Origin of the sequence: Caproicibacter sp., from assembly GCF_046707225.1 — a bacterium.
Classification (GTDB): Bacteria; Bacillota; Clostridia; order Oscillospirales; family Acutalibacteraceae; genus Caproicibacter.
On sequence record NZ_JBJKOP010000047.1, the window covers coordinates 20644 to 41856 of the forward strand.

The window sequence follows — 21213 nt, forward strand, 5'->3', positions numbered from 1 at the left end:
TTGTTTTTTGTCGGGTATCTCTTTTCAGACTTATGTCTATAATTTTATGCTTTTTCAAAAGCCGTGTCAATCTTTTTCGAATTGAAAGAGCGATTTCATTTTAATGCACAAAATCTGACACGTTTCCAGAGGTTTTCCCTGTTTTTGCAGCTTCTTTTCAAATCAAATGCAAAAGAGTAGCTCTTTTACAAACCATGTGAAGATGAAAAAGCCTGTTTGGAAACAATCCAAACAGGCTCGGCGTAGTTTACATCAAAACAATTTTATGGTAAACTTTTTTGCCTTTTTTAAGAATCAGACAGGGTTTTTCATTTTTCTGAAAATCTTTTTTTGAATATACGGACGCTGGGTCCGACACCTTTTCGCCATCAACGGAGATACCTCCCTGAACGACCAGCCTTCTTGCTTCGCCGCGTGACGGAGCAAGTTTTGCCTTGATCAGCAGATCAAGGATCCCAATGGTTCCGTCTGAAAGGTCGGAAGATGAGATTTCCGTGGTCGGCATATGCTCCGTATCGGTACTGTTTCCAAACAGAGCCTGTGCCCCGTCTCTGGCTTTAATCGCTTCCTCCTCGCCGTGAATCTGCTTTGTTACCTCAAAAGCCAGAAGCTCCTTTGCAGGGTTTAGCTTTTCCCCTGAAAGCGAGGCAAATTCATTGATCCGCTCCATCGGGACAAAGGTCAGTATTTTCAGGCATTTCAGCACATCGGCGTCCCCGACGTTTCTCCAGTACTGATAGAATTCAAACGGAGAAGTCTTCTGAGGATCCAGCCACACGGCGCCTCTTTCCGTTTTCCCCATCTTTTTCCCTTCGCTGTTTGTCAGCAGGGTAACGGTAATGCCGTAAGCTTCCCGGTTTTCCTTCCGGCGGATCAGCTCTACGCCGCCGATAATATTGCTCCACTGGTCGTCCCCACCCAACTGAAGCCTGCAGCCGTAACGGCGGTTCAGCTCCAGAAAATCATAACTCTGCATAATCATATAGTTCATTTCAAAAAAGGACAGTCCGCGTTCCAGTCTTTGCTTATAGCATTCCGCGTTCAGCATACGGTTGACGGAAAAGCATACGCCGATATCCCGAAGGAAATTGATATAATTCAGGTTTGTCAGCCAGTCGGCGTTGTTTGCCATAATTGCCTTGTCATCGGAAAAATCAATCAGCCTGGACATCTGCTTCTGAAAGCATGAGATATTGTGCGCGATCTCTTCTTCCGTCAGCATTTTACGCATATCCGTTTTTCCGGACGGGTCGCCCACCATGCCGGTTCCCCCGCCAAACAACGCGATTGGAGTATGCCCGGCGCGCTGCAAATGCGCCATGACCATGATCGGAATAAAATGGCCTACGTGCAGACTGTCTGCGGTCGGATCGAACCCGACATAGAACGCGGTTTTCTCTTCATTGAGCAGATGGCGGACTTTTTCCTTGTCCGTTGTCTGCGCAATCAGCCCTCGTTCTTCCAAAGTTTCAAAAACACCCATTTTGAGTTCCTCCATTTTGTCAGGGGACAATCAAAAAGCCCCCTGCAAATTTTTTGCAGAGGGCGGAAAATTCCGCGGTACCACCTCAGTTTACCGTCTTCCTCACGGAAGCGGCCTTATGGGTACGATTTCATACCCACGCGCTGTAACGTGCGTTTTCACGGCCGAACCTACTAGGGGGGTTCAATTCGGCGGCTCCGGGATGTATTTCATCCGGCAATCGTACCTGCTCGCACCCAACGCAGGCTCTCTGAACTCTTGCTTCGGATTACTTCTTCCCTTCTCAGCTGTTAAAAAAATTATAAGATGTTTTCTGGTGCCTGTCAAGCCCCGGAAGAATCGTTTTGCGCCATACGCAGCATTTCTTCGGCATTCTGCAGCATCAGCGGGGTGATTTTTTCTCCGCCCATAATACGCGCAAGTTCCTGCCGTCTGCCTTCCCGGTCCAAACGGTCAACCTGAGTAAATGTACGCTGATCGCGAATCTGTTTGTGGATCAAGAAATGGGTATCCGCAAGCGCGGCGATTTGAGCCAGGTGCGTCACGCAAATAACCTGGCGGTTTCCCGAAACCTCCCGGAGTTTCAACCCGACCTTTTGTGCCGCGCTGCCGCTGACGCCCGTGTCCACTTCATCAAAGATCAGGGTGCCGATATCGTCCCTGCCGGCAAGGACCGTTTTGATGGCAAGCATGATTCGCGAAAGTTCGCCGCCCGACGCAACCTTTGCAATCGGTTTCGCCGGTTCTCCCGCGTTCGTTGAGAGATAGAATTCAATCCGATCGCAGCCCGTTTCATTCATTGGGACTTGTTCCCGCCGGATTTCGAACAGTACATTCGGCATGTTCAGAAAACAAAGTTCCTCTTTTACCTTTTGGGTAAAAAGATCTGCCGCGCCGGCGCGCCATTCGGACAGTTCCGCTGCCAGGGATTCCGCCTGTAACCGGTACTTCTGATATTCTTTCCTGAATCTTTCCGCGGTTTCATCCGAAAGCTGGATTGCGTTCAGCTCCTGCCTGCATTTTTTGAGATATCCCAGCATTTCATCCACGGAACCGCCGTATTTTAAGCCTAAACGGTAAATTAAATCCAGCCGGGCCTCAATTTCGTCCAGCTCCGAGGGATCATACTCCAACAGAGACGAAAAATTCCGCATTTCATCGCTGCAGTCTTCCAGATCATAGGAAATCGCCTGCAGCCGTTCCGCCAGACCGTGCAGTTCGGGAAGATAATTTTCCGCGGTGTTCAGCGCATCGGCAGCATCTGATACGGCAGAAACCGCCCCGGGGGTTTCCTCATCCCCGCTCAATGCGGTCTTTGCCTGTGAAATTGCCTGCGCAACGCGCTCTGAATTCCGATACAGATTCTTTTGACGGTTCAGGTCTTCCTGCTCGCCCGGATGAAGGTCCGCCGATTCAAGCTCATTAATCTGATAAGTCAGAAGGTCGATTTGCCGTGCTTTTTGTGATTGGTCCATTTTACTGGATTCCAGGCTTGCCTTCATGTTCTGCATGGAATGGAAAGCTTCCCGGTACCGTTTCAAAAGCGTCTCAGGCAAACCCATGCTGTCCAGATAAGCGATATGTAATTCAGGCGACAGCAGGCCATAGCTTTCGTGCTGACCATGGATGTTGATCAGCATACTGCCGATCCCCTTGAGGACGGAAACCGTGGCGGGACGCGCGTTAATTCGGCAGGAAGACTTACCGTCAGAGGAGATTTCACGCTGGAGTATCAAAGTTCCGTCTTCTTCCACAGAATAGCCCGATTCCTCCAGCTTTTTCACCGCAGATCCGTCTTTCAGTTGGAAAACGGCGGAAACCAGGGCGTGGTTTGCGCCCGTGCGAATCAATTCCCGGGAAGTTCTTTCTCCCAGGACCGCATTGATGGAATCAATGACAATGGATTTACCTGCTCCGGTTTCACCGGTCAAAACATTAAAGCCGGCGCTGAATTCGATTCGCGCCTTTTCGATTACGGCAATGTTTTCAATATAAAGCTGTGTCAGCATGGCAATCACCTGATAAATTTTTTCAGATCCGCAGACAGCCCTTCCGCAGCGTTCTCATCGCTCATTAGAATAAAAATGGTATCGTCCCCTGCCAGGGTGCCAACAATATGCTCCCAATGAAGGGTGTCCATTGCAGCACAGACAGCGTTGGCCATACCGGTCAGGCACTTTACGGCAATCATATTCTGTGCAAAGTTCACCGATAAAGCAGCGTCGGAAAAAAGTGAATAGAATTTTGTGGTGTAATCTTTCGCTTCCTCCTGTCCAACCGTATATCTGTATTTACCGCTTGCCGTCAGCGTTTTGATCAGACGAAGCTCCTTGATATCGCGGGAGACCGTAGCCTGTGTCACCTCATAACCTTCATCCCGTAAACGGCGAAGTAATTCCTCCTGCGTATCAATGGAATATTTCCCGATTAATTCCAGTATTTTCGCATGCCGTCGTTCTTTCATGCTCATTTCTCCTCTCTCCAAGTTTATCGGTTACGATCTCGTAAAAATTACTGCTTTTCAGTTTTATTATTTTAACGGTGCCGGGCGATTTCGAAAATTCGATCTTGGTACCGTCCGGGATTTTGATAAAAATCTCACCGTCGATCGTAAGGATTATTTCACTCTCATAGTCGGAATGAGCCTGCACACACAGTTTTGCGCCCGGCCCAAAAACAACCGGTCTGCTCAGCAAGGAGTGCGGGCAGATAGGAGAAAGAAGAATGCAGTTCATCTCCGGGTCGATAATTGGTCCCCCTGCGGCTAAAGAGTACGCCGTGGAACCGGTCGGCGTCGCGATGATCAAACCGTCGGAGCGATAATCGCATACTTTGGTATCGTCCAGCCTGACCTTTAAATCCAGAATCCGCGAAAGTGCTCCCCGTGCGACAACGGCATCGTTTAGTGCTGTAAAAACCTTTGGCGTACCATTGTCATTCACCCGGATTTCCAGCATCATTCGTTCCTCAACGGAGTAATTTCCATTTTTGAGTTTCATCAGACTGTCCAACTCATCGGTCTCTAAACCGGCGATAAACCCAAGCCTTCCGGTATTCATTCCGAGAATCGGTTTTCCGGCGGCAGCGGCGTTTCTGGCACAGTGAATGATGGTGCCGTCCCCGCCGACGGCAATGATGAGATCACAGGAGCAAACCAACTCAGCCATGTTGTTAAAAAAAACAGCATCCGCATTCTGAAAGGACGGTTGGAATTCCGCTTTCATCAATACATTCATGCCAAGCTCCCGAAGCTTTTGAATGAGTTTCTGCGTATAGCGCCCGGCATGATCCTTACTCAGGTTTGGAATCACCGCGACATTCATTTTGTTTCACCGCCATTCAGCTCCCGGTGGGATTCTTCGACCAATGAAGCGATATCCGGCGCGAAGTCCGTGGGCAGATCGGATTTTTGAAGATATAAAAGGTATTCTATATTTCCTTCTGGTCCCTTAACAGGCGAAAAAGTCAGACCAAGGACAGAAAATCCGATTTCCTTCACAAAGCCGATCACTCGTTCGATTACCTGAACATGTACCCTTTTATCCCGGACAACCCCTTTTTTCCCTACATTTTCCCGACCGGCCTCAAACTGAGGCTTAATCAGGCAAACAGCCTGGCCGTTTGCCGCCAGAAACCGATGAGCTACCGGTAAAACCAAGCGCAGAGAAATAAAAGATACATCCACACTGAAAAAATCGATTGGTTCCGGAATCTGCTCTTCCGTCAGATAACGTACATTGGTTCTTTCAAGATTGACCACGCGGGGATCGGTACGCAGCTTCCATGCCAGCTGACCGTACCCGACATCGATGGAATATACCTTTTTGGCTTCGTTCTGAAGCATGCAGTCCGTGAAGCCGCCGGTTGAAGCGCCGATATCCATTACCACTTTATCTTTCAGATCAATCGGAAAAGATGCAAGGGCTTTTTCCAGCTTCAGACCACCCCGGCTTACGTAGGGCAGCCGGTCGCCGCGAACCTCAATTTGAACGTCTTGCGGTAACATCGTCCCGGCCTTATCCTGTTTCTGCCCGTTTACATACACTTTTCCGGCCATAATGATCGCTTTGGCCTTTTCTCTGCTTTCCGTATAGCCCTGGTCAAAAATCAGGCAATCAAGCCTTTTTTTCTCAATCAATCCGAGCACTCCGATACAATCAATTCTGCCATTTCTCCGGCGCTGAGTCCAAGCTGTTCCAAAGCCTGCATCATCGTTTCATGCGGCACAAAACCGTTGATCGCACGGAGATAAAACCTGCCTTGATAAGCGGCCTGGTTCAACAGAAAAGAAAAATGTTCGCCAATGCCGCCCTGTGCAATTCCTTCTTCAAAGAAAAAAACAGCCTTTGCTTTCAGTGCTTCCCGGACGGCTTCCCGGTCGATTGGGAAGATCCGGTTCAGCTTTATAATTCTGGCCTCAATCCCTCTTTCTTTCAAAAGGGAAAGCGCCTGACATGCGTTTGAAAAAAGTCTGCCGTAGGTAATGAGTGCAATGTCAGCGGATTCGTTACCGTAAAGGCAATAGGCTTTACGGCTCCCATGAAAATCAAACGGTCGAAAAAGCTGTTCTCCGCGGGGATAACGAACCGCAGCCAATCCGTCGCAATCATAAAGGGCTTGCCTCATACTACTTTGAAGCTCATCATAATAGGAAGGAGAGTAAATTGTGATGCCGGGAATCGTTTTCAGAAAAGCAGCGTCAAAAATACCCTGATGTGTTTCACCGTCTTCCCCGACAATTCCGGCACGGTCAACCGCAAGAACAATTTTTGTCCTTTGCAGGGAAACATCATGAATCAGCTGATCGTACCCTCTTTGCAGAAACGAGGAGTAAACCGCAAAAACAGGAAGCATTCCTCCGCAGGCGAGCCCGCCCGCGAATGTAACGGCGTGTTCTTCCGCGATACCGGTGTCGAAAAAACGCTCCGGGTACTTTTGTGAAAAGACCGATAAACCCGTGCCTTCCTGCATTGCGGCCGTTATGGCACAGATTCTTTCGTCCTCAGAGGCAAGAGAACAGAGTTTGCTGCCAAAAACCGAGGAAAAACTGCCCGTAGCCGTTACCGATTTCCCGGTTTCGACATTAAAGCAGGAAACCCCATGAAAGGCTTTGGGATTTTCCTCCGCATAGGAATACCCCTTTCCCTTCCGTGTTAAAACGTGAATCAGAACGGGGTGCGGAATACTTTTGACATTTTGAAAGACTTCCGTCAGCTTCTCCGTGTCGTGTCCGTCAAACGGACCATAATAGTAAAACCCCATATCTTCAAAGATCGTGCTGTTATACAGAAGTTGTTTCAGAATGGATTTCGATTTCGTCAGGGCATGCCGAAACGGTCTTCCTACTCCCGGAATATGATCCAGAGTATTTTCAATATTACCTTTGATCCTAAAATAGGAGGGCTTTGTGCGAATTCGCGCAAGATAGCGCGCCATGGATCCGACATTGCGGGATATTGACATTTTATTATCGTTTAAAATAACAATAAAATTCTTATGAAGCCGGCCCGCGTTATTCATCCCTTCATAAGCAAGTCCGCCGGTCAGCGCGCCGTCACCAATCACGGCGACAACGTGACCCGCGTCACCCCTTAGTTCCTTTGCTTTGAAGATGCCCAGTGCCGCCGATATGGAAGTGCTGCTGTGCCCGGAAGTCAACGGATCATGAGGGCTTTCCTGCCGATTGGGAAACCCGGAAAGTCCTCCGCGTGTCCGTATCGTCCCGATCCGGTCCAGTCTTCCGGTCAGCATTTTATGTGTGTAAGCCTGATGTCCGACATCCCAGACAATTTTGTCCTCCGGTGAATGAAAAACCCGGTGCAGCGCAACCGTGAGTTCCACGACTCCGAGATTTGATGCCAAATGCCCTCCGTTTGTGGAAACGGTCTGAATTATTTTTTCACGGATCTCTGCGCATAATTGAGGCAGCTGCTCCGGCGTCAGCTGTTGCAGATCCTTAGGAGAACGGACCGAGTTTAAGAGGCTGCCCATACAGTCAGCAGACTTTCTGGCGGTCCGGAATCGCGTTTTGGATTTTTGCGGCCGTAACCGTATTCCGAAGAAGCATCGCGATTGTCATGGGACCGACTCCGCCCGGAACCGGCGTGATGTAGGATGCAAGTTTGCTGACGGGTTCAAAATCAACGTCTCCGCAAAGCTTGCCGTTTTCATCACGATCCATTCCCACATCGATCACACATGCGCCCGGCTTTACCATATCGGCGGTAATAAATTTCGGCTTGCCGACGGCGGCAACCAGAAGATCGGCGCCGCGGCAGATTTCCTCGAGGTCTTTTGTCTTGCTGTGGCAAATGGTAACGGTTCCGTTGTCGTGCAGCAAAAGCATTGCCATTGGCTTGCCGACAATATTGCTCCGTCCCACAACCACGCATTTTTTACCGGCAACAGGAATTTTCTCACGATGCAGCATCTCCATGATTCCCGCAGGTGTGCACGGCAGAAAACGATAATTTCCAATCATAATTCTTCCGACGTTGGAAGGATGAAATGCGTCGACATCCTTCCAGGGATCAATCGTCTCAATGACGGATTCTTCATCCAAGTCATCGGGAAGAGGCAGCTGAACCAAAATGCCATGAATCTCTTTTTTGTGATTCAGCCGGTTCACCAAATCAAAAAGATCGTCCTGATGAGTATTTGCGGGCAATGCGTATTTCTCCGAATAAATTCCGGCCGCAGCGCAGGCCTTTTCTTTCAGATTCACATAAGTTTGAGAGGCCGGATCATTGCCGACCAGGACCACCGCTAGACCGGGAATAATTCCCTTGTCCTTCAATTCCTGAACTTCCAACGCTGTTTCCGCTTTGATTTGCGCTGAAATTGCCTTACCGTCAATCAGCTTCGCCATCTTTTGTTTCCTCCCCTCCGTCTTTTTCGTCCTTGAAAGAAGCGTCCGCCGCCGGGGCATCCTGCGGCTTATCTTCAGAGTTGCTTTCAGATTGGTCGGCTGTTTCAGATTCTTCGTTCATATAAGTTCTGGCTTCCTCCGCGGAATCAAAAATTGTACTTGTCCCGTCGTCCGTGTATGTTTCTTCAATTTCTTCCGGTTTTACTTCATCGACAATGGAATTCAGTTCCATAATTTTGCGTGAACCGCAGCCGGTCAGAACCGTTCTGTTTCTGAATACAATCAGAAGTACGATGGCTGCAAGTACGGCGGCAGCCGCAACAACCTGAGACACTCTCAGCGGGATGACCGGAGTAATCAAGCTGTCGGTTCGCAGACCCTCGATAAAGAAACGCCCAACCCCGTACCAGAGAATGTAAAGTAAAAAGACTTGCCCATCGTATCTTCTGTATTTTCTGCTGAAAATATGTAGCAGAATAAAACCAAGCAGGCACCAGAGCGACTCATAAAGAAAGCACGGATGCACTCCGGTTGCCGAAACGAGGTCCGTGTTCTCACTAATCATCCTCCAAGGCAGATTGGTTCCTGTTCCAAAAGCTTCCTGATTGACAAAATTGCCCCAGCGCCCGATGCATTGTCCGATTAAAAAACCTAGTGAAGCCAAATCAAGGACGGCAGGAATACTAAGCTTGCGGAACTTTGCCATCAAGGAACCGAACAGCAAGCCGCCGATGATTCCGCCGTAGATTCCGAGTCCGCCGTTCCAGATATAAAAAATGCTGATAGGATTTTCAACATACTGGCTGCTTGAATCAAACAAGACGTAATAAATCCTGGCTCCTATTACGCCGAAAATGATTCCGACCATGACAACGTCGACAAAACGGTCCGGGTCAACCCGGAATTTTTTACAGCTTTGCAATGCATAAAGAAAAGCCAGGAGGAATCCGGTTGCGATAATGATTCCGTACCAGGCAATCGGATGATTTCCAATTTTGAAAGCGATGGGATTCAGGGTAACATTAATACCAAGTCCCGGGAATTGAACATGATACATCTTATACCACCATTTCTCCACGCAGCGCAGGTTTTTAATAGATGATACCCGCCGGGCTTCAGCGTGGAAAGCTCCGGCGGTATTAGTTCATTATTGGTTGGGAAAGATGACGGAAAGCGATGAAAATTCCGTATGCATCTGGTTTTCAAGTCTGGCCATCACGGAATTCATATCCGTCTGCGCGACGGCATCAATATACTGAAATAATTCTCGGCCGGAAAAGGCTAGAGACACAAGTGAATTTGCTATGCTGCCCACGTGATTGAGCGAAGCGATATTTCTGCCGTACACCGCCCTTTTCGCACATTCAAAGATTTTTCGGTCAAAGCCGTTTTTCCGAATGTTTTCAATTTCCCGCTTGATTTCCTGAGCAACCTGTTCCGGGTCTTTTGATTCACCTGAAAAAATCACGGATGCGTAACCGGGACCTTCAAAATACTCATTGCCGAACGAAGCTTCATTAATCAGGCCCGCATCCAGCAGGCGGCGGAATAAGGGACTTGCGTTGGAAGAAATGGCCTCAAGCAGTATTTCGGTTTCCGCTATCTCTTTTACGGATGGACGCTGTGATGTGACTTTTTCTTTAAAACCAAGTTCAAAAAGCGGCACCGCAACAGAGAGCTTTTGTTCCACTCTAGCTTTAACGATATGGTCGGGCTCCTTTTCAAAAATCCGATCAATCTGAACGGGCTGCGCGGGCTTTAGCATTTCGTCGCACATTTCCGCAACCCGATCCGGCTGAACATTGCCGGCGATGCAAAGCACCATATTATTGAGGTTATAAAAAGTATGGTAGCATTGGTACAATAATTCCGGCGTGATCTGAGCGATCGTTTCTACTGTCCCGGCGATATCAGTTCTGACCGGATGTTTTTGGTAGAGAGCGTCAAGGAGATTGAAAAGGACCCTCCACTGCGGGTCATCGTCGTACATTTTAATTTCCTGACCAATGATGCCCTGCTCTTTTTGCACGGTTTGCTCCGTAAAATACGGAGACTGAACAAAATCAAGAAGAATCTTCAGGGATTCATAGACGTTTTCCGTGCAGGAAAATAAATAACAGGTCATGTCAAACGACGTGTAGGCATTTGCCGACGCGCCGGTTTTCGCGAAACGTTCAAAAGCATCCCCGTCTTCGCTTTCAAACATTTTATGCTCCAGATAATGAGCAATCCCGGCCGGAACCCGATGGGGCTCGCTTTTCTGAGCAGTTTTAAAACAGTTGTCAATCGACCCGTATTTCGTACCGAAAACCGCGTAGGTCGAATTGTTTTTTTCTTTTGGATAAACCGTAACTGTAAGTCCGGAGGAATGCTTTCCGGTATAGTAGAAATCCCCGGTACGTTCGCTTGTTATCTTTTTCAACCAATCCATCAGGCTTCCACCCCGCTTCCTTCCAGACGATATACCGTGTCAAGGGTTAACTTTCGCGCGGCTTCAATCACCTGTTCTCTTGTGACGGCGTTTACCAGCTCCGCCTCTTCCTCAGGCCTTTTAACCTTCGGACGGAACGTCTGGGATAAATACCAGGCTTCCAGTCCATCAAGAGAATCCGACAAGGTGCGGTAGCTGTTGCAAAGGCTCAATTTGGCTGCCGCCAGCTCATTTTCGTCAAAGTTGCCCTTTTGAACCTCTTCCAGCTGATTGAGAATTTCCTGCTTTGCCCGGTCGATGTTCTTTGTTTCCACTCCGCTTTGAACCAGCAGAATGCCTTTCATGGGGTTAAACTGGGAACTGCAGTAATAGCATAGGCTCAGTTTTTCCCGAACATTCAAGAACAGCTTTGAGCTTGGAGTACCGCCGAAGAGCGCGTTAAAAAGTTTCATGGCAGGAACGCCGGCATCAGGTTCCGCGCACGCGGTGCGAAATCCCATGACCAGCTTCGACTGCACAACATCCATTTTTTCAGTGGTTTCGGAGGCGCTTGCTGCCGACGGCACTGACTGATTCGGGCAATCAACAGAATCAGTTCTGGCAAGATTTTGAAACGCGGCGTAAAAATCCTGATAAACGGGTTCCGGGTCGCAATCACCCAAAACCATAATCTCAGCTTTTGCGCGGTGAATCAGGTTTTCCCATACCTGAGTCAAGTCCTCGCGTTTCAGCTCCTGAATTTGCTGCCGTGTTCCGCAACGGCCGATTCCGTAAGGTTCCTTTGCACACATCAACTCTTCGCACTTCAGCTTGGCATACATGCGCTTATCGTTAAATTCAGAGTCCACCATTTCGATCAGTTGGCGTTTTTCCTGTTCAAAGCCCTGAACGGGGAACAGGCCGTTCTCCAACGGCGGGTCAAATATAATGCTGCACAGCAGCTTGGCCAATTCTGCGGAAACGCTCTCCCCGTTCAAGGAATAACGGTCCGCAATTCCGGATGCCGAAACGGAAAGAACCTGGACGTCCCCAAGCTTTTGCACATTCGCATCCAGTACCGCTCCGTAAAGTTCAGCCAGATGTGCGTTTAATTTTGAAAAATCGGGATATTTTCTGCTTGCACGGCTGAGCAGAAAAGGAAGAATGGAATTTTCAGAAACGGTCTCTTTTGCAAGAGGCCATAAAAAATGAACGGACATGCGGATTGTTTTAAAACGATCGTCCCGTATGCTGCGGAAATTCACGCCGCTGCAAACAGCCCGCTGTTCAATTCCTGTCATTATTGATTTCATCTCCAAAACAGATTCGGTGAAACAAAAATAATTATACCACAGTTCCACAAGTTAGAAAAGAATGATTCGATAGGATTCCATTAAAATTTACAAATTAGAAACAGTGTATTTTTCCGTATTGCCGATTTTTGAAAGGAATGCTATAATATTGCATTGTCGTTTTTTAGGATTGAGGTGTTGAGTTGAGGATTTTACGAAATCGATCCGTTGCTGCGGAGCTGGGCATTGTTCTTGTCACAATGATTTGGGGCAGCAGCTTTGTTGTTGTAAAAAACACAACGGGCACGGTGCCGGCCGCAACCATGATTGTGCTGCGATTCAGTATCGCGGCTGTGTTTCTCTGCCTTTTCTTTTTTAAAAAGCTAAAACAGATCAACCCCTTTTACATCAAATGGGGTTTTGTAATCGGCCTTCAAAATTTTGCCGGATATGAACTGCAGACAGTTGGGGTCGAATATACTACGGCCGGAAAAAATGCGTTTCTCACCGCGGTCTACTGTGTCATTGTTCCGTTTTTATATTGGGCGGTACGAAAACAGCAACCTCGACTTTTTCATCTTGTTTCAGCCTGTATGTGTCTTACGGGAGTCGGTCTGCTTTCCATTCAGAATGGTTTTTCCATGAATCCCGGCGACCTGCTTTCTCTCGCCTGCGGGCTATTTTTCGCAATGCAGATAGTAACCATCAGTATTCTTACCGAAAAACACGACCCTATTCTGATCTGCATTACGCAGGCGTTTGCCACAGTAATTTTTGCGTTACCGTTTGCTTTATGGACGGAAAAGATTCCGACTTCTCTGCCGACTCAATCCGTTTTCTCTCTTCTGTATCTTGGCGTCATCGGCACCATGCTGACGACCGTTCTTCAGACGATTTGTCAAAAATATACGCCGCCGGCAAAAGCGTCGCTGATCATGTCGCTGGAATCTGTTTTCGGAACTATCTGCGGTATCGTTTTTCTGCATGAGTCCCTCACACAACGAACCTTTGGCGGATTTCTGCTGATTTTTATTGCAATGATGCTTTCGGAGCACGGAGACCGCATATTTATCAAAAGAAAATTAAAAACGGTGAAATAAAAAACTAACATTGCCTCCCGGTTATTTTCCGGGAGGCAATGTTGATATAAGATTCTATTCAGAGCTTAGCAAGGGCCTGTTTGATATCGCCGAGGATGTCTTCGATGTTTTCAATCCCGACGGACAAACGGATCATATTGGGGCTGATACCGGCGTCTTTCAGCTGTGAATCATTCAACTGCCGATGCGTGGTGCTCGCAGGGTGAAGGACACAGGTGCGCAGGTCGGCAACATGGATGACAATGGAAGCAAGTTTGAGGTTTTCCATGAACTTTGCCGCCGCGTCCCTGCCACCCTTTACTCCAAAGGAAATCACGCCGCAGGTTCCGTGCGGCATATACTTTTTTGCAAGCTCATAATATTTGCTGCTTTTCAGGCCGGGGTAATTGACCCATTCGATTTTGTCGTTGCTTTCCAGAAATTCCGCAACCGCCATCGCGTTGGAGCAATGCCGCTGCATACGCAGCGCCAGCGTTTCAAGACCAAGATTGAGAAGGAATGCGTTCATAGGGGACGATTGTGCCCCAAGGTCCCGCATCAGATGAACGCGCGCCTTGACAATGTAGGCGCTTTTTCCAAAGTCCTTCGTATAAACCGTTCCGTGATAGGACTCGTCCGGTTCGGTCAGCATAGGAAATTTTCCGTTGTCCCAGTTGAAATTGCCGCTGTCCACAATCGCGCCGCCGATCTGAACCGCGTGCCCATCCATGTATTTTGTAGTTGAATGAACGACAATATCGGCTCCGAATTCAAACGGACGGCAGTTTATGGGGGTTGGAAAAGTATTATCGACAATCAGCGGGACACCGTGCTCGTGAGCCGCTTTTGCGAATAATTCAAGATCAGTTACGATAAGGGACGGATTGGAAAGTGTTTCCGTAAACACGCAGCGCGTATTCTCCTGAAAAGCCGCGTCCAGTTCATCTTTTGTGCTGTCAGCGGAGACAAATGTGCATTCAATCCCCATTTCCCGTATGGTTTTATAAAAAAGATTGAAGGTTCCGCCATAGATTGCGCTGCAGGCGATCATATGGTCGCCTGCATGACAAATATTTAAAACTGAGATCAGAGAAGCGGCCTGCCCGGCAGATGTTAAAAGCGCGCCGACTCCTCCTTCCAGCGCGGCGATTTTTTTCTCCACGGCATCAACCGTCGGGTTTCCGATTCTGGTATAAAAAAATCCGTCGGCTTTTAAATCAAAAAGCTCGCCGAGCGCCTGCGCGCTGTCGTATTTAAATGTTGTGCTCTGAACAATCGGGAGAACCCTGGACTCTCCGTTTTTCGGTTCGTATCCCGCATGAATGCAGTCTGTATCAATATGGTATCCCATGAAAATACTCCTTTTATTAAATATGCTTTAAGTAAGTGCGGATTTTATAAAATTGATGAATTCATCCGCAATCGATACAACGCCCCAGACAAGAGCCAGAAACATGACAGCCGATAGGATACGTACCAAAATACGCTTTCCTCGGCTCATCGCTGCTGACGAATCATCATCTGAATTCTGAGGGCCGTTTCTTTCGAATTTGTTTTCGCCCAGTGCCCCGATTCCGTGCAAAATCTCTTCGCAACGTTCCACTTCCCCATACGGAACGAAAATATGATAAAGCGAATTCGGCATTTTTCCGTACAAAATAGAAGGCGGCGCACCGGGCCCGCACATTCGTTCTTCATGAGGAGTGCCGTTGCTGTCAAACGCAGCGCGGATCATGCCGCACTGCGTTTCATCTGCCGTAAAAAGCAAAACGGGGTCGTTTGCCCGAACCTCCCGAAGCTTTTTGCTTCCGCAGGATGGGCATACGGCCTCCGATTTGACAAGAACCTGGCATCTTGCGCAGTAAAGCATCCGTTTCACTTCCAATCTGTTTCCAATCATAGCAATTTTTACTTTGAATTTCAAGCTGTGTTTTGATTTTTCCTAACGCCAGACCGGCTGAAGCTGATTTCCCTGCAAAGCCGCGAGAGCGGTTGGAAGAATCAGGCTGAAATCCGCCACGGCGGAATTCGGTTTCTTCTCCGGATTATCCTGGCGCATGGGTACGAAATAAATATGTTTTACATTCATCAGTCTGCCCAAATTCTGCGCGGAGGCGGCCAGAGCATCGTTTGTGGCCGGAGCCAGCACAACCGGAATCCCGATTCTCAGACAGGATTTGACGGCCATTGTGACGGCTGTGTCCGTAATCCCGTTCGCAAGTTTTGCAAGCGTGTTGCCCGTACACGGCGCGACGATCATCAGATCGACAAGCTTTTTGGGGCCGATCGGTTCGGAACCAACAATACTTGTTATCACATCTCTTCCGCAGATATCGCTGACCTGCCAGAGAAAATCTTTCGCCCTGCCAAAACGTGTATCGGTGGAAGAAGCGTTTTCCGACATGATCGGCAAGAGCCTGTAACCCTGCCCGGCAATTTTTCTCATTTCGTCCAGCACGCTGTCAAACGTACAAAACGAGCCGCACATTGCGAATCCGAATGTAATTTCATTCAAAACGCCGTCACTCCTTCAGAATATGATAAATCGTTTCCTTGATGATTTCTCCGGCGGCCTTCGGCGCGACTTTTCCCGGAAGCGCAAGCGCTTGAATCAGATGAAGATCCAACTCCTTCGCAGCCTGCCGGTCCACCCCGCCCGGAAGAGACGCAAGATCGATGATGAGAGGATCACATTGCATTTTTTTTAAAACGGAACGATCAAAAACAGAATACGGAATGGTATTAAAGATAATATCGTAGTTCCCCGCTCCAACCTGCTCCGTCAAAATGGGTGAGTATCCGCAGGAGCGAATCCACGCGAGATCCGCTTGTTTTCTCGCGCTGACGGTGACGCGGGCTCCGATTCCGTAAAGCATCCGGGAAAGCACTTTGCCGATTCGACCGTACCCGGCGACAAGGCACCGGCTTCCGTTCAATGTACCGGGGTATTCCCTCATCGCGATTTCAATGGCGCCTTCCGCCGTAGGAACCGCATTGCGAACGGCAAATTCCTCCCGTAAACTGTAATCGTGCGTATTGATGCGGTCCCACTGCCTGCTCGTTTGAAAAAGCAGCCCCATTTTACCGCCGAATACTTGTTTTTCTAGCAGAAGCTCTGCAAAATTATCGTCCAATACAATCTGCTTTTTACTGTAATCCGTTTTTAAGTGAATTCCGTCGGAGGTTACCGGCAAAGGAAGAATGATGGATTCACAGTTTTTTACCACTTCCTCTAATTCCGACTTGCGAATCATTTCGTGAAACTCCACGTCGTCAAAGCCAAAGGCGTATACGGAAAAGCCATCCGCGGCGATGGATTCCGCCATTGCAATCTGCCGCCCGTCCCCGCCCAAAACACCGAAGGTGCGGTTTTCTTTCATAAAGAGAAGCCCCCCGCTATTTTCTTCTAACATAGTATGGAGGTGGTTCCCGCAATGTGATTCTGTAGAAGAAATGCAAAAATATATTTTCTGTTGCATATATTCCAAAATGTGATTATTATAAATATGTTTGGCAATATATTTATTTGAGCGCTTTCTGGACAAAAACAATGGTAAGGAGTAAACTTATGGAATTATACGACATCCTGTCAAAGGTTAAAAAAATACATTTTGTTGGAATCGGAGGATCGGGAATGTGCCCGATTGCCGAAATCCTGTTCCATCAGGGCTATCAGCTGACCGGGTCGGATATCAGCGAATCGGATACTCTGGAGCGGGTCCGTTCTTACGGGATCCCGGTTTTCATGGGGCAAAAAGCGGAAAACATCGATGGAGCCGAACTGGTGGTTTACACCGCCGCTGTGAAACCGGATAACCCGGAGCTGGTGGCCGCGCGGGAGAAAAATATTCCGACGGTCGAGCGGTCCGTTATGCTCGGGATGGTGGCTCGCCGGTATGAAAACGCAGTGGCTGTTTCCGGAACGCACGGAAAAACGACGACGACGGCCATGATCACTCAGATTCTGATCGGCGCCGGAAAAGACCCCTCCGCTGTAATTGGGGGAAAACTGCCGCTGATCGGCGGAAACGGGCGCGTGGGGCATTCCGACACCATTGTCTGCGAAGCGTGTGAGTATGTCGATACTTTTCTGCAATTACACCCCGCAATTTCCGTAATTCTGAATATTGATAACGATCACCTTGATTATTTCGGCACAGTGGAAAACACCATTCGCTCTTTTCATCAGTTCGCCAAACAGACATCCCGCCTTCTTGTCGTAAACGGGGATAATAAAAACGCAATGAAAGCGGTTGAGGGCCTTGAGGGAAAGGAAATCCTCACCTATGGGTTTGACAAGGAAAACGATTATTACGCGGACGAAATTTGCAATACACTGCGGGCCCGTGAAAAATTCGTCGTTTATCGCAAGGGCGAAAAACTGGTCGAAGTCACCCTGAGTGTTCCGGGCAAGCACAACATTTATAACGCCCTGGCCGCTTTTGCGGTCGCGGATCATCTGGGTATAGAGTCCAAAGTGATTGCGGAAAACCTGCATCAGTTTACGGGAGTCCACCGCAGATTTGAACTGCTGGGCGAATATGGCGGGGTTACGGTGGCCGATGATTTTGCGCACCACCCAACCGAAATCGCGGCGACGCTGACCGCCGCAAAACAGATGGGATTTTCACAGGTCTGGGCTGTTTTTCAGCCGCATACGTATTCCAGGACCTATATGCTGCTGGACGACTTTGCAAAGGTTTTACAAATTGCAGACCGGGTTGTGCTTTCTGAAATTCTTGCCGTTCGCGAAACGAATACGTATCATATCTATGCAAAAGACCTGGCCGACAAAATTCCGGGATGTGTCTGGTTTAAAACATTTGAGGAGATTTCAGACTATATGCTGGAACATGCGAAAGACGGCGATCTGATTTTGACCCTCGGCGGCGGCGACGTCTATAAATGCGCTAATCTGATTGTTAAAAAATATCAGCAAAAAAACTAGCAGCGGCGGGAATTCCCAACTGCTGCATAAAAAATCGGAGCCTGCTATGAAATGCCTCAAAAGCCGGACTAAGTATTATACTGTCCGGCTTTTAGAGGTATTTCATTCATGCGGGCTCTTTTTATTTCGTACCTGTTCTTAATATTCCTTGATGAATCAGGTACTCTTCCAATTCTGAACAGCCTTTAAAACAATGTCCCCCAAAGCCACGATATTACTGATCATACCAGCTTTCTCTTTTCCTCTGTTTTACTTCAATGCGTGAATGAACTGAGCTATTTACTCCGCCGACTCAGTTAAAACAGTTTCGTCCAGCATTTTTTTCAGATATTGTCCTGTATAGGATTCGGGAACCATTGCAATTTCTTCCGGGGTACCGGTGGCAACAACCTGCCCTCCGGCGTTTCCTCCCTCCGGCCCCAGGTCAACAATATAATCCGCCGTCTTAATCAAATCCAGATTATGCTCAATGACAAGAACCGTGTTTCCGCCGTCGACCAGTTTCTGAAGAACTTCGATCAGTTTATGAACGTCCGCAATATGAAGGCCCGTGGTCGGCTCATCCAAAATGTAGATGGTTCTTCCGGTCGGGCGTTTGCTCAGCTCCGCCGCCAGTTTAACCCGCTGCGCTTCTCCGCCCGACAGAGTGGTCGCAGGCTGGCCGATTTTTACATAGCCGAGTCCTACATCATAAATCGTCTGCAGTTTCCGCGCGATGCGAGGAATGCCGGCAAAGAACTGAAGCCCTTCTTCCACGGTCATTTCCAGCACGTCATAAATGCTTTTTCCCTTATATTTAATTTCGAGTGTTTCACGGTTATAGCGCTTTCCCTTGCAGACGTCGCAGGGAACGTAAACGTCCGGAAGAAAATTCATCTCAATCTTAATGATTCCGTCGCCCTCGCAGGCTTCACAGCGCCCTCCTTTAATGTTAAAGGAAAACCGACCGGAAGTATAGCCGCGAAGTTTGGCGTCCTGTGTGGACGCAAACAAATCCCGGATATCGGTAAAGACGCCGGTGTAGGTCGCCGGATTGGAACGGGGCGTGCGCCCGATCGGCGACTGGTCGATCTGGATGACCTTATCCAGCGCGTCCAGCCCGGTAATCTTTTGAAACGAACCCGGGCGGGTTTTGGCGCCGTTCAATTCCGCGGCAAGGTATTTGTAGAGGATTTCATTAATCAGCGAAGACTTTCCGGAACCTGAAACACCGGTGACACAGATAAACTCGCCGAGAGGAAAATTAACGCTGACATTTTTCAGATTGTTCTGCGACGCGCCGACGATGGAAAGCTTTTTCCCGTTTCCTTCCCGCCTTTTCTCGGGAATATCAACCTTTCTGCGCCCGCTTAGATAATCGCCGGTAATGGAGCCTTTGCATTTCAGAATATCCCGGACCTTGCCGTTGAAAACGACCTCTCCGCCATGGACGCCGGCGCCGGGGCCGATGTCGACGATATGATCGGCGGCCAACATAGTCTCTTCGTCGTGTTCGACGACAATGACGGTATTGCCGATGTCCCGCAGGTGCTTCAGCGTATCAAGCAGCTTCGTGTTATCCCTTTGGTGAAGGCCGATGCTGGGTTCGTCCAGAATGTATAAAACACCGGTCAGGGAGGAACCGATCTGTGTTGCAAGGCGGATTCTCTGGCTTTCTCCGCCGGAAAGAGTGCCCGCCGATCTGGAAAGCGTCAGATATTCCAGGCCGACGTTCTTTAAAAAGCCGAGACGGCTACGAATTTCTCTCAGAATGAGCCGGGCAATCATGTTTTCCCGTTCCGAGAGCTTCAGACGGTCAAAAAACTCAAGAGCTTCGGAGATGGATTTGTCGCACAGGTCGGCGATATTGATGCCGCCCACCGTCACGGCAAGGCTGACGGGAGACAGCCGTTTTCCATGGCAGGCATCGCAGGGGATCGCGCTCATATAGGACTGGATTTCTTCTTTGATCCAGTTGCTTTGCGTGTCCCGGTAACGGCGTTCAAGATTGTTGACAACGCCTTCAAATTCGGTTTGGTAGACGCTGTGCGCGAAATCGGTGCTTCGCTCCACCCGTATTTTTTCACCTTTGGTGCCGTACAGCAGAATGTCGACAATCTGTTTCGGGAGCTTGCCGACCGGAGTGTCAAGGGAAAAATGATAGTGCTTTGCAAGCGCTTTAAAATACATCGTAGCGATGGTATTGCCCTCCATCGCCCATCCCCCGGCTTTGATGCCTCCCTGATTGATTGAGAGACTCTTATCGGGAAGAATCAGATTCGGGTCGATTTTCATAAAGAGTCCAAGGCCGGAACATTTCGGGCACGCACCGAAGGGGTTGTTAAAGGAAAACATTCGGGGGGCCAGTTCTTCCACACTGACACCGTGCTCCGGACAGGCATAGTTTTGTGAAAACACGTGATCTTCTCCGTCAACAACACTGATGACGGTTAAACCGCCCGACAGCCCGGAAGCTGTTTCAATGGAATCAGCCAGGCGGGACCGCACGGATGGTTGTATCACAAGTCTGTCCACAACAATCTCGATCGTATGTTTTTTGTTTTTTTCCAGTTTAATGGTTTCTGAAAGATCGTAGATAAGACCGTCGGCACGGACACGGACATATCCGCTTTTCCTCGCGGCCTCGAATTCTTTCTGATGCTCCCCTTTCCTTTCACGGACAACGGGAGCCAGCACAAGAATTTTTGAGCCTTCCGGAAGACTCATGACCTGGTCGACAATCTGGTCGATCGTCTGTTGACGGATTTCCCTGCCGCAGACCGGGCAATGCGGAATCCCGATTCTGGCGTACAGCAGACGCAGATAATCGTAAATTTCCGTGACGGTTCCGACGGTTGAACGCGGGTTTTTTGATGTTGTTTTCTGGTCGATGGAGATGGCCGGAGAAAGACCGTCGATGGAATCGACATCCGGCTTGTCCACCTGCCCGAGAAACTGCCGCGCATACGAGGATAAGGATTCCACGTACCTGCGCTGCCCTTCCGCGTAGATCGTATCAAACGCAAGCGAGGACTTCCCGGAACCGGAAAGCCCTGTAAAGACGATCAGCTTGTCACGCGGTATTTCCAAATCGATATTTTTCAAATTATGTTCTCTGGCGCCTTTGACCAGAATGGTTTTTGCTGACATACTT

17 protein-coding genes and 1 other annotated feature are annotated in these 21213 nt (G+C 48.8%); of the genes, 2 read left to right on the plus strand and 15 right to left on the minus strand.

Annotated features, from left to right (window positions below; all coding sequences use genetic code 11):
• Nucleotides 1-247: 247 nt before the first annotated feature.
• The 10 genes from tyrS to yfmF form a co-directional block, all read right to left on the minus strand.
• Entirely contained in the window at nt 248-1483 is a 1236-nt protein-coding gene (gene tyrS / locus ACLQ3M_RS13235) for a tyrosine--tRNA ligase (RefSeq protein WP_411678161.1), read from the minus strand.
• A 55-nt stretch (nt 1484-1538) separates the two neighbouring features.
• Nucleotides 1539-1777: a binding site (T-box leader), on the minus strand.
• A 29-nt stretch (nt 1778-1806) separates the two neighbouring features.
• A complete protein-coding gene (gene recN / locus ACLQ3M_RS13240) occupies nt 1807-3492 on the minus strand; it encodes a DNA repair protein RecN (protein WP_411678162.1) in 1686 nt (561 codons plus the stop codon).
• Nucleotides 3493-3497: 5 nt separating this feature from the next.
• Nucleotides 3498-3947, minus strand: coding sequence for an arginine repressor (argR, locus tag ACLQ3M_RS13245; protein WP_411678163.1), 450 nt, complete (start codon nt 3945-3947; stop codon nt 3498-3500).
• A complete protein-coding gene (locus ACLQ3M_RS13250) occupies nt 3892-4806 on the minus strand; it encodes an NAD(+)/NADH kinase (protein WP_411678164.1) in 915 nt (304 codons plus the stop codon). Before ACLQ3M_RS13250 ends, argR begins: the two co-directional genes overlap by 56 nt.
• On the minus strand, nt 4803-5621 hold the full coding sequence (locus tag ACLQ3M_RS13255; protein WP_411678165.1) for a TlyA family RNA methyltransferase: 819 nt from the start codon (nt 5619-5621) through the stop codon (nt 4803-4805). The genes ACLQ3M_RS13250 and ACLQ3M_RS13255 overlap by 4 nt, the downstream gene beginning before the upstream one ends.
• On the minus strand, nt 5618-7474 hold the full coding sequence (dxs, locus tag ACLQ3M_RS13260; RefSeq protein ID WP_411678166.1) for a 1-deoxy-D-xylulose-5-phosphate synthase: 1857 nt from the start codon (nt 7472-7474) through the stop codon (nt 5618-5620). Before dxs ends, ACLQ3M_RS13255 begins: the two co-directional genes overlap by 4 nt.
• A gap of 4 nt (nt 7475-7478) precedes the next feature.
• Entirely contained in the window at nt 7479-8351 is an 873-nt protein-coding gene (gene folD / locus ACLQ3M_RS13265) for a bifunctional methylenetetrahydrofolate dehydrogenase/methenyltetrahydrofolate cyclohydrolase FolD (RefSeq protein ID WP_411678167.1), read from the minus strand.
• Nucleotides 8335-9408 (minus strand): prolipoprotein diacylglyceryl transferase, encoded by a 1074-nt coding sequence (gene lgt / locus ACLQ3M_RS13270; RefSeq protein ID WP_411678168.1) that lies wholly within the window; start codon nt 9406-9408, stop codon nt 8335-8337. Before lgt ends, folD begins: the two co-directional genes overlap by 17 nt.
• A gap of 90 nt (nt 9409-9498) precedes the next feature.
• Nucleotides 9499-10782: an EF-P 5-aminopentanol modification-associated protein YfmH gene (gene yfmH, locus ACLQ3M_RS13275; protein ID WP_411678170.1), complete on the minus strand. Its 1284-nt coding sequence runs from the start codon at nt 10780-10782 to the stop codon at nt 9499-9501.
• The gene (gene yfmF / locus ACLQ3M_RS13280; protein ID WP_411678171.1) at nt 10782-12062 is read right to left on the minus strand and encodes an EF-P 5-aminopentanol modification-associated protein YfmF; all 1281 of its coding nucleotides are present in this window, start codon (nt 12060-12062) and stop codon (nt 10782-10784) included. Before yfmF ends, yfmH begins: the two co-directional genes overlap by 1 nt.
• Nucleotides 12063-12256: 194 nt before the next feature.
• Between yfmF and ACLQ3M_RS13285 the strand changes: the two genes are divergently transcribed.
• Nucleotides 12257-13153, plus strand: a complete 897-nt coding sequence (locus tag ACLQ3M_RS13285; protein ID WP_411678172.1) for a DMT family transporter — start codon at nt 12257-12259, stop codon at nt 13151-13153.
• Between the two features lie 58 nt (nt 13154-13211).
• Here the strand turns inward: ACLQ3M_RS13285 and ACLQ3M_RS13290 are convergent, their stop codons facing one another.
• The 4 genes from ACLQ3M_RS13290 to dpsA are packed head-to-tail and all read right to left on the minus strand — an operon-like array spanning nt 13212 to nt 16512.
• The gene (locus ACLQ3M_RS13290; RefSeq protein ID WP_411678173.1) at nt 13212-14483 is read right to left on the minus strand and encodes an O-acetylhomoserine aminocarboxypropyltransferase/cysteine synthase family protein; all 1272 of its coding nucleotides are present in this window, start codon (nt 14481-14483) and stop codon (nt 13212-13214) included.
• Between the two features lie 27 nt (nt 14484-14510).
• The gene (locus tag ACLQ3M_RS13295) at nt 14511-15032 is read right to left on the minus strand and encodes a hypothetical protein (RefSeq protein WP_411678174.1); all 522 of its coding nucleotides are present in this window, start codon (nt 15030-15032) and stop codon (nt 14511-14513) included.
• A gap of 42 nt (nt 15033-15074) precedes the next feature.
• Nucleotides 15075-15647: a dipicolinate synthase subunit B gene (locus ACLQ3M_RS13300; protein ID WP_411678175.1), complete on the minus strand. Its 573-nt coding sequence runs from the start codon at nt 15645-15647 to the stop codon at nt 15075-15077.
• 7 nt (nt 15648-15654) lie between these two features.
• Nucleotides 15655-16512, minus strand: a complete 858-nt coding sequence (dpsA, locus tag ACLQ3M_RS13305; RefSeq protein ID WP_411678176.1) for a dipicolinate synthase subunit DpsA — start codon at nt 16510-16512, stop codon at nt 15655-15657.
• 188 nt (nt 16513-16700) lie between these two features.
• Between dpsA and murC the strand changes: the two genes are divergently transcribed.
• Nucleotides 16701-18080 carry a UDP-N-acetylmuramate--L-alanine ligase gene (gene murC, locus ACLQ3M_RS13310; protein ID WP_411678177.1) on the plus strand — a complete coding sequence of 460 codons (1380 nt, stop codon included), beginning with the start codon at nt 16701-16703 and terminating at the stop codon, nt 18078-18080.
• Between the two features lie 279 nt (nt 18081-18359).
• Here murC and uvrA read toward each other — a convergent pair whose 3' ends face one another.
• Nucleotides 18360-21209: an excinuclease ABC subunit UvrA gene (uvrA, locus tag ACLQ3M_RS13315; RefSeq protein ID WP_411678178.1), complete on the minus strand. Its 2850-nt coding sequence runs from the start codon at nt 21207-21209 to the stop codon at nt 18360-18362.
• Nucleotides 21210-21213: the final 4 nt, after the last annotated feature.

Excerpts from the sequence above, each read along its gene's own strand:
- tyrS (WP_411678161.1), bottom strand. The coding sequence starts at position 1,483 with ATGGGTGTTTTTGAAACTTTGGAAGAACGAGGGCTGATTGCGCAGACA.
- recN (WP_411678162.1), bottom strand. The coding sequence starts at position 3,492 with ATGCTGACACAGCTTTATATTGAAAACATTGCCGTAATCGAAAAGGCG.
- argR (WP_411678163.1), bottom strand. The coding sequence starts at position 3,947 with ATGAAAGAACGACGGCATGCGAAAATACTGGAATTAATCGGGAAATAT.
- ACLQ3M_RS13250 (WP_411678164.1), bottom strand. The coding sequence starts at position 4,806 with ATGAATGTCGCGGTGATTCCAAACCTGAGTAAGGATCATGCCGGGCGC.
- dxs (WP_411678166.1), bottom strand. The coding sequence starts at position 7,474 with ATGGGCAGCCTCTTAAACTCGGTCCGTTCTCCTAAGGATCTGCAACAG.
- folD (WP_411678167.1), bottom strand. The coding sequence starts at position 8,351 with ATGGCGAAGCTGATTGACGGTAAGGCAATTTCAGCGCAAATCAAAGCG.
- lgt (WP_411678168.1), bottom strand. The coding sequence starts at position 9,408 with ATGTATCATGTTCAATTCCCGGGACTTGGTATTAATGTTACCCTGAAT.
- yfmH (WP_411678170.1), bottom strand. The coding sequence starts at position 10,782 with ATGGATTGGTTGAAAAAGATAACAAGCGAACGTACCGGGGATTTCTAC.
- yfmF (WP_411678171.1), bottom strand. The coding sequence starts at position 12,062 with ATGACAGGAATTGAACAGCGGGCTGTTTGCAGCGGCGTGAATTTCCGC.
- ACLQ3M_RS13290 (WP_411678173.1), bottom strand. The coding sequence starts at position 14,483 with ATGGGATACCATATTGATACAGACTGCATTCATGCGGGATACGAACCG.
- ACLQ3M_RS13295 (WP_411678174.1), bottom strand. The coding sequence starts at position 15,032 with ATGATTGGAAACAGATTGGAAGTGAAACGGATGCTTTACTGCGCAAGA.
- dpsA (WP_411678176.1), bottom strand. The coding sequence starts at position 16,512 with ATGAAAGAAAACCGCACCTTCGGTGTTTTGGGCGGGGACGGGCGGCAG.
- murC (WP_411678177.1), top strand. The coding sequence starts at position 16,701 with ATGGAATTATACGACATCCTGTCAAAGGTTAAAAAAATACATTTTGTT.
- uvrA (WP_411678178.1), bottom strand. The coding sequence starts at position 21,209 with ATGTCAGCAAAAACCATTCTGGTCAAAGGCGCCAGAGAACATAATTTG.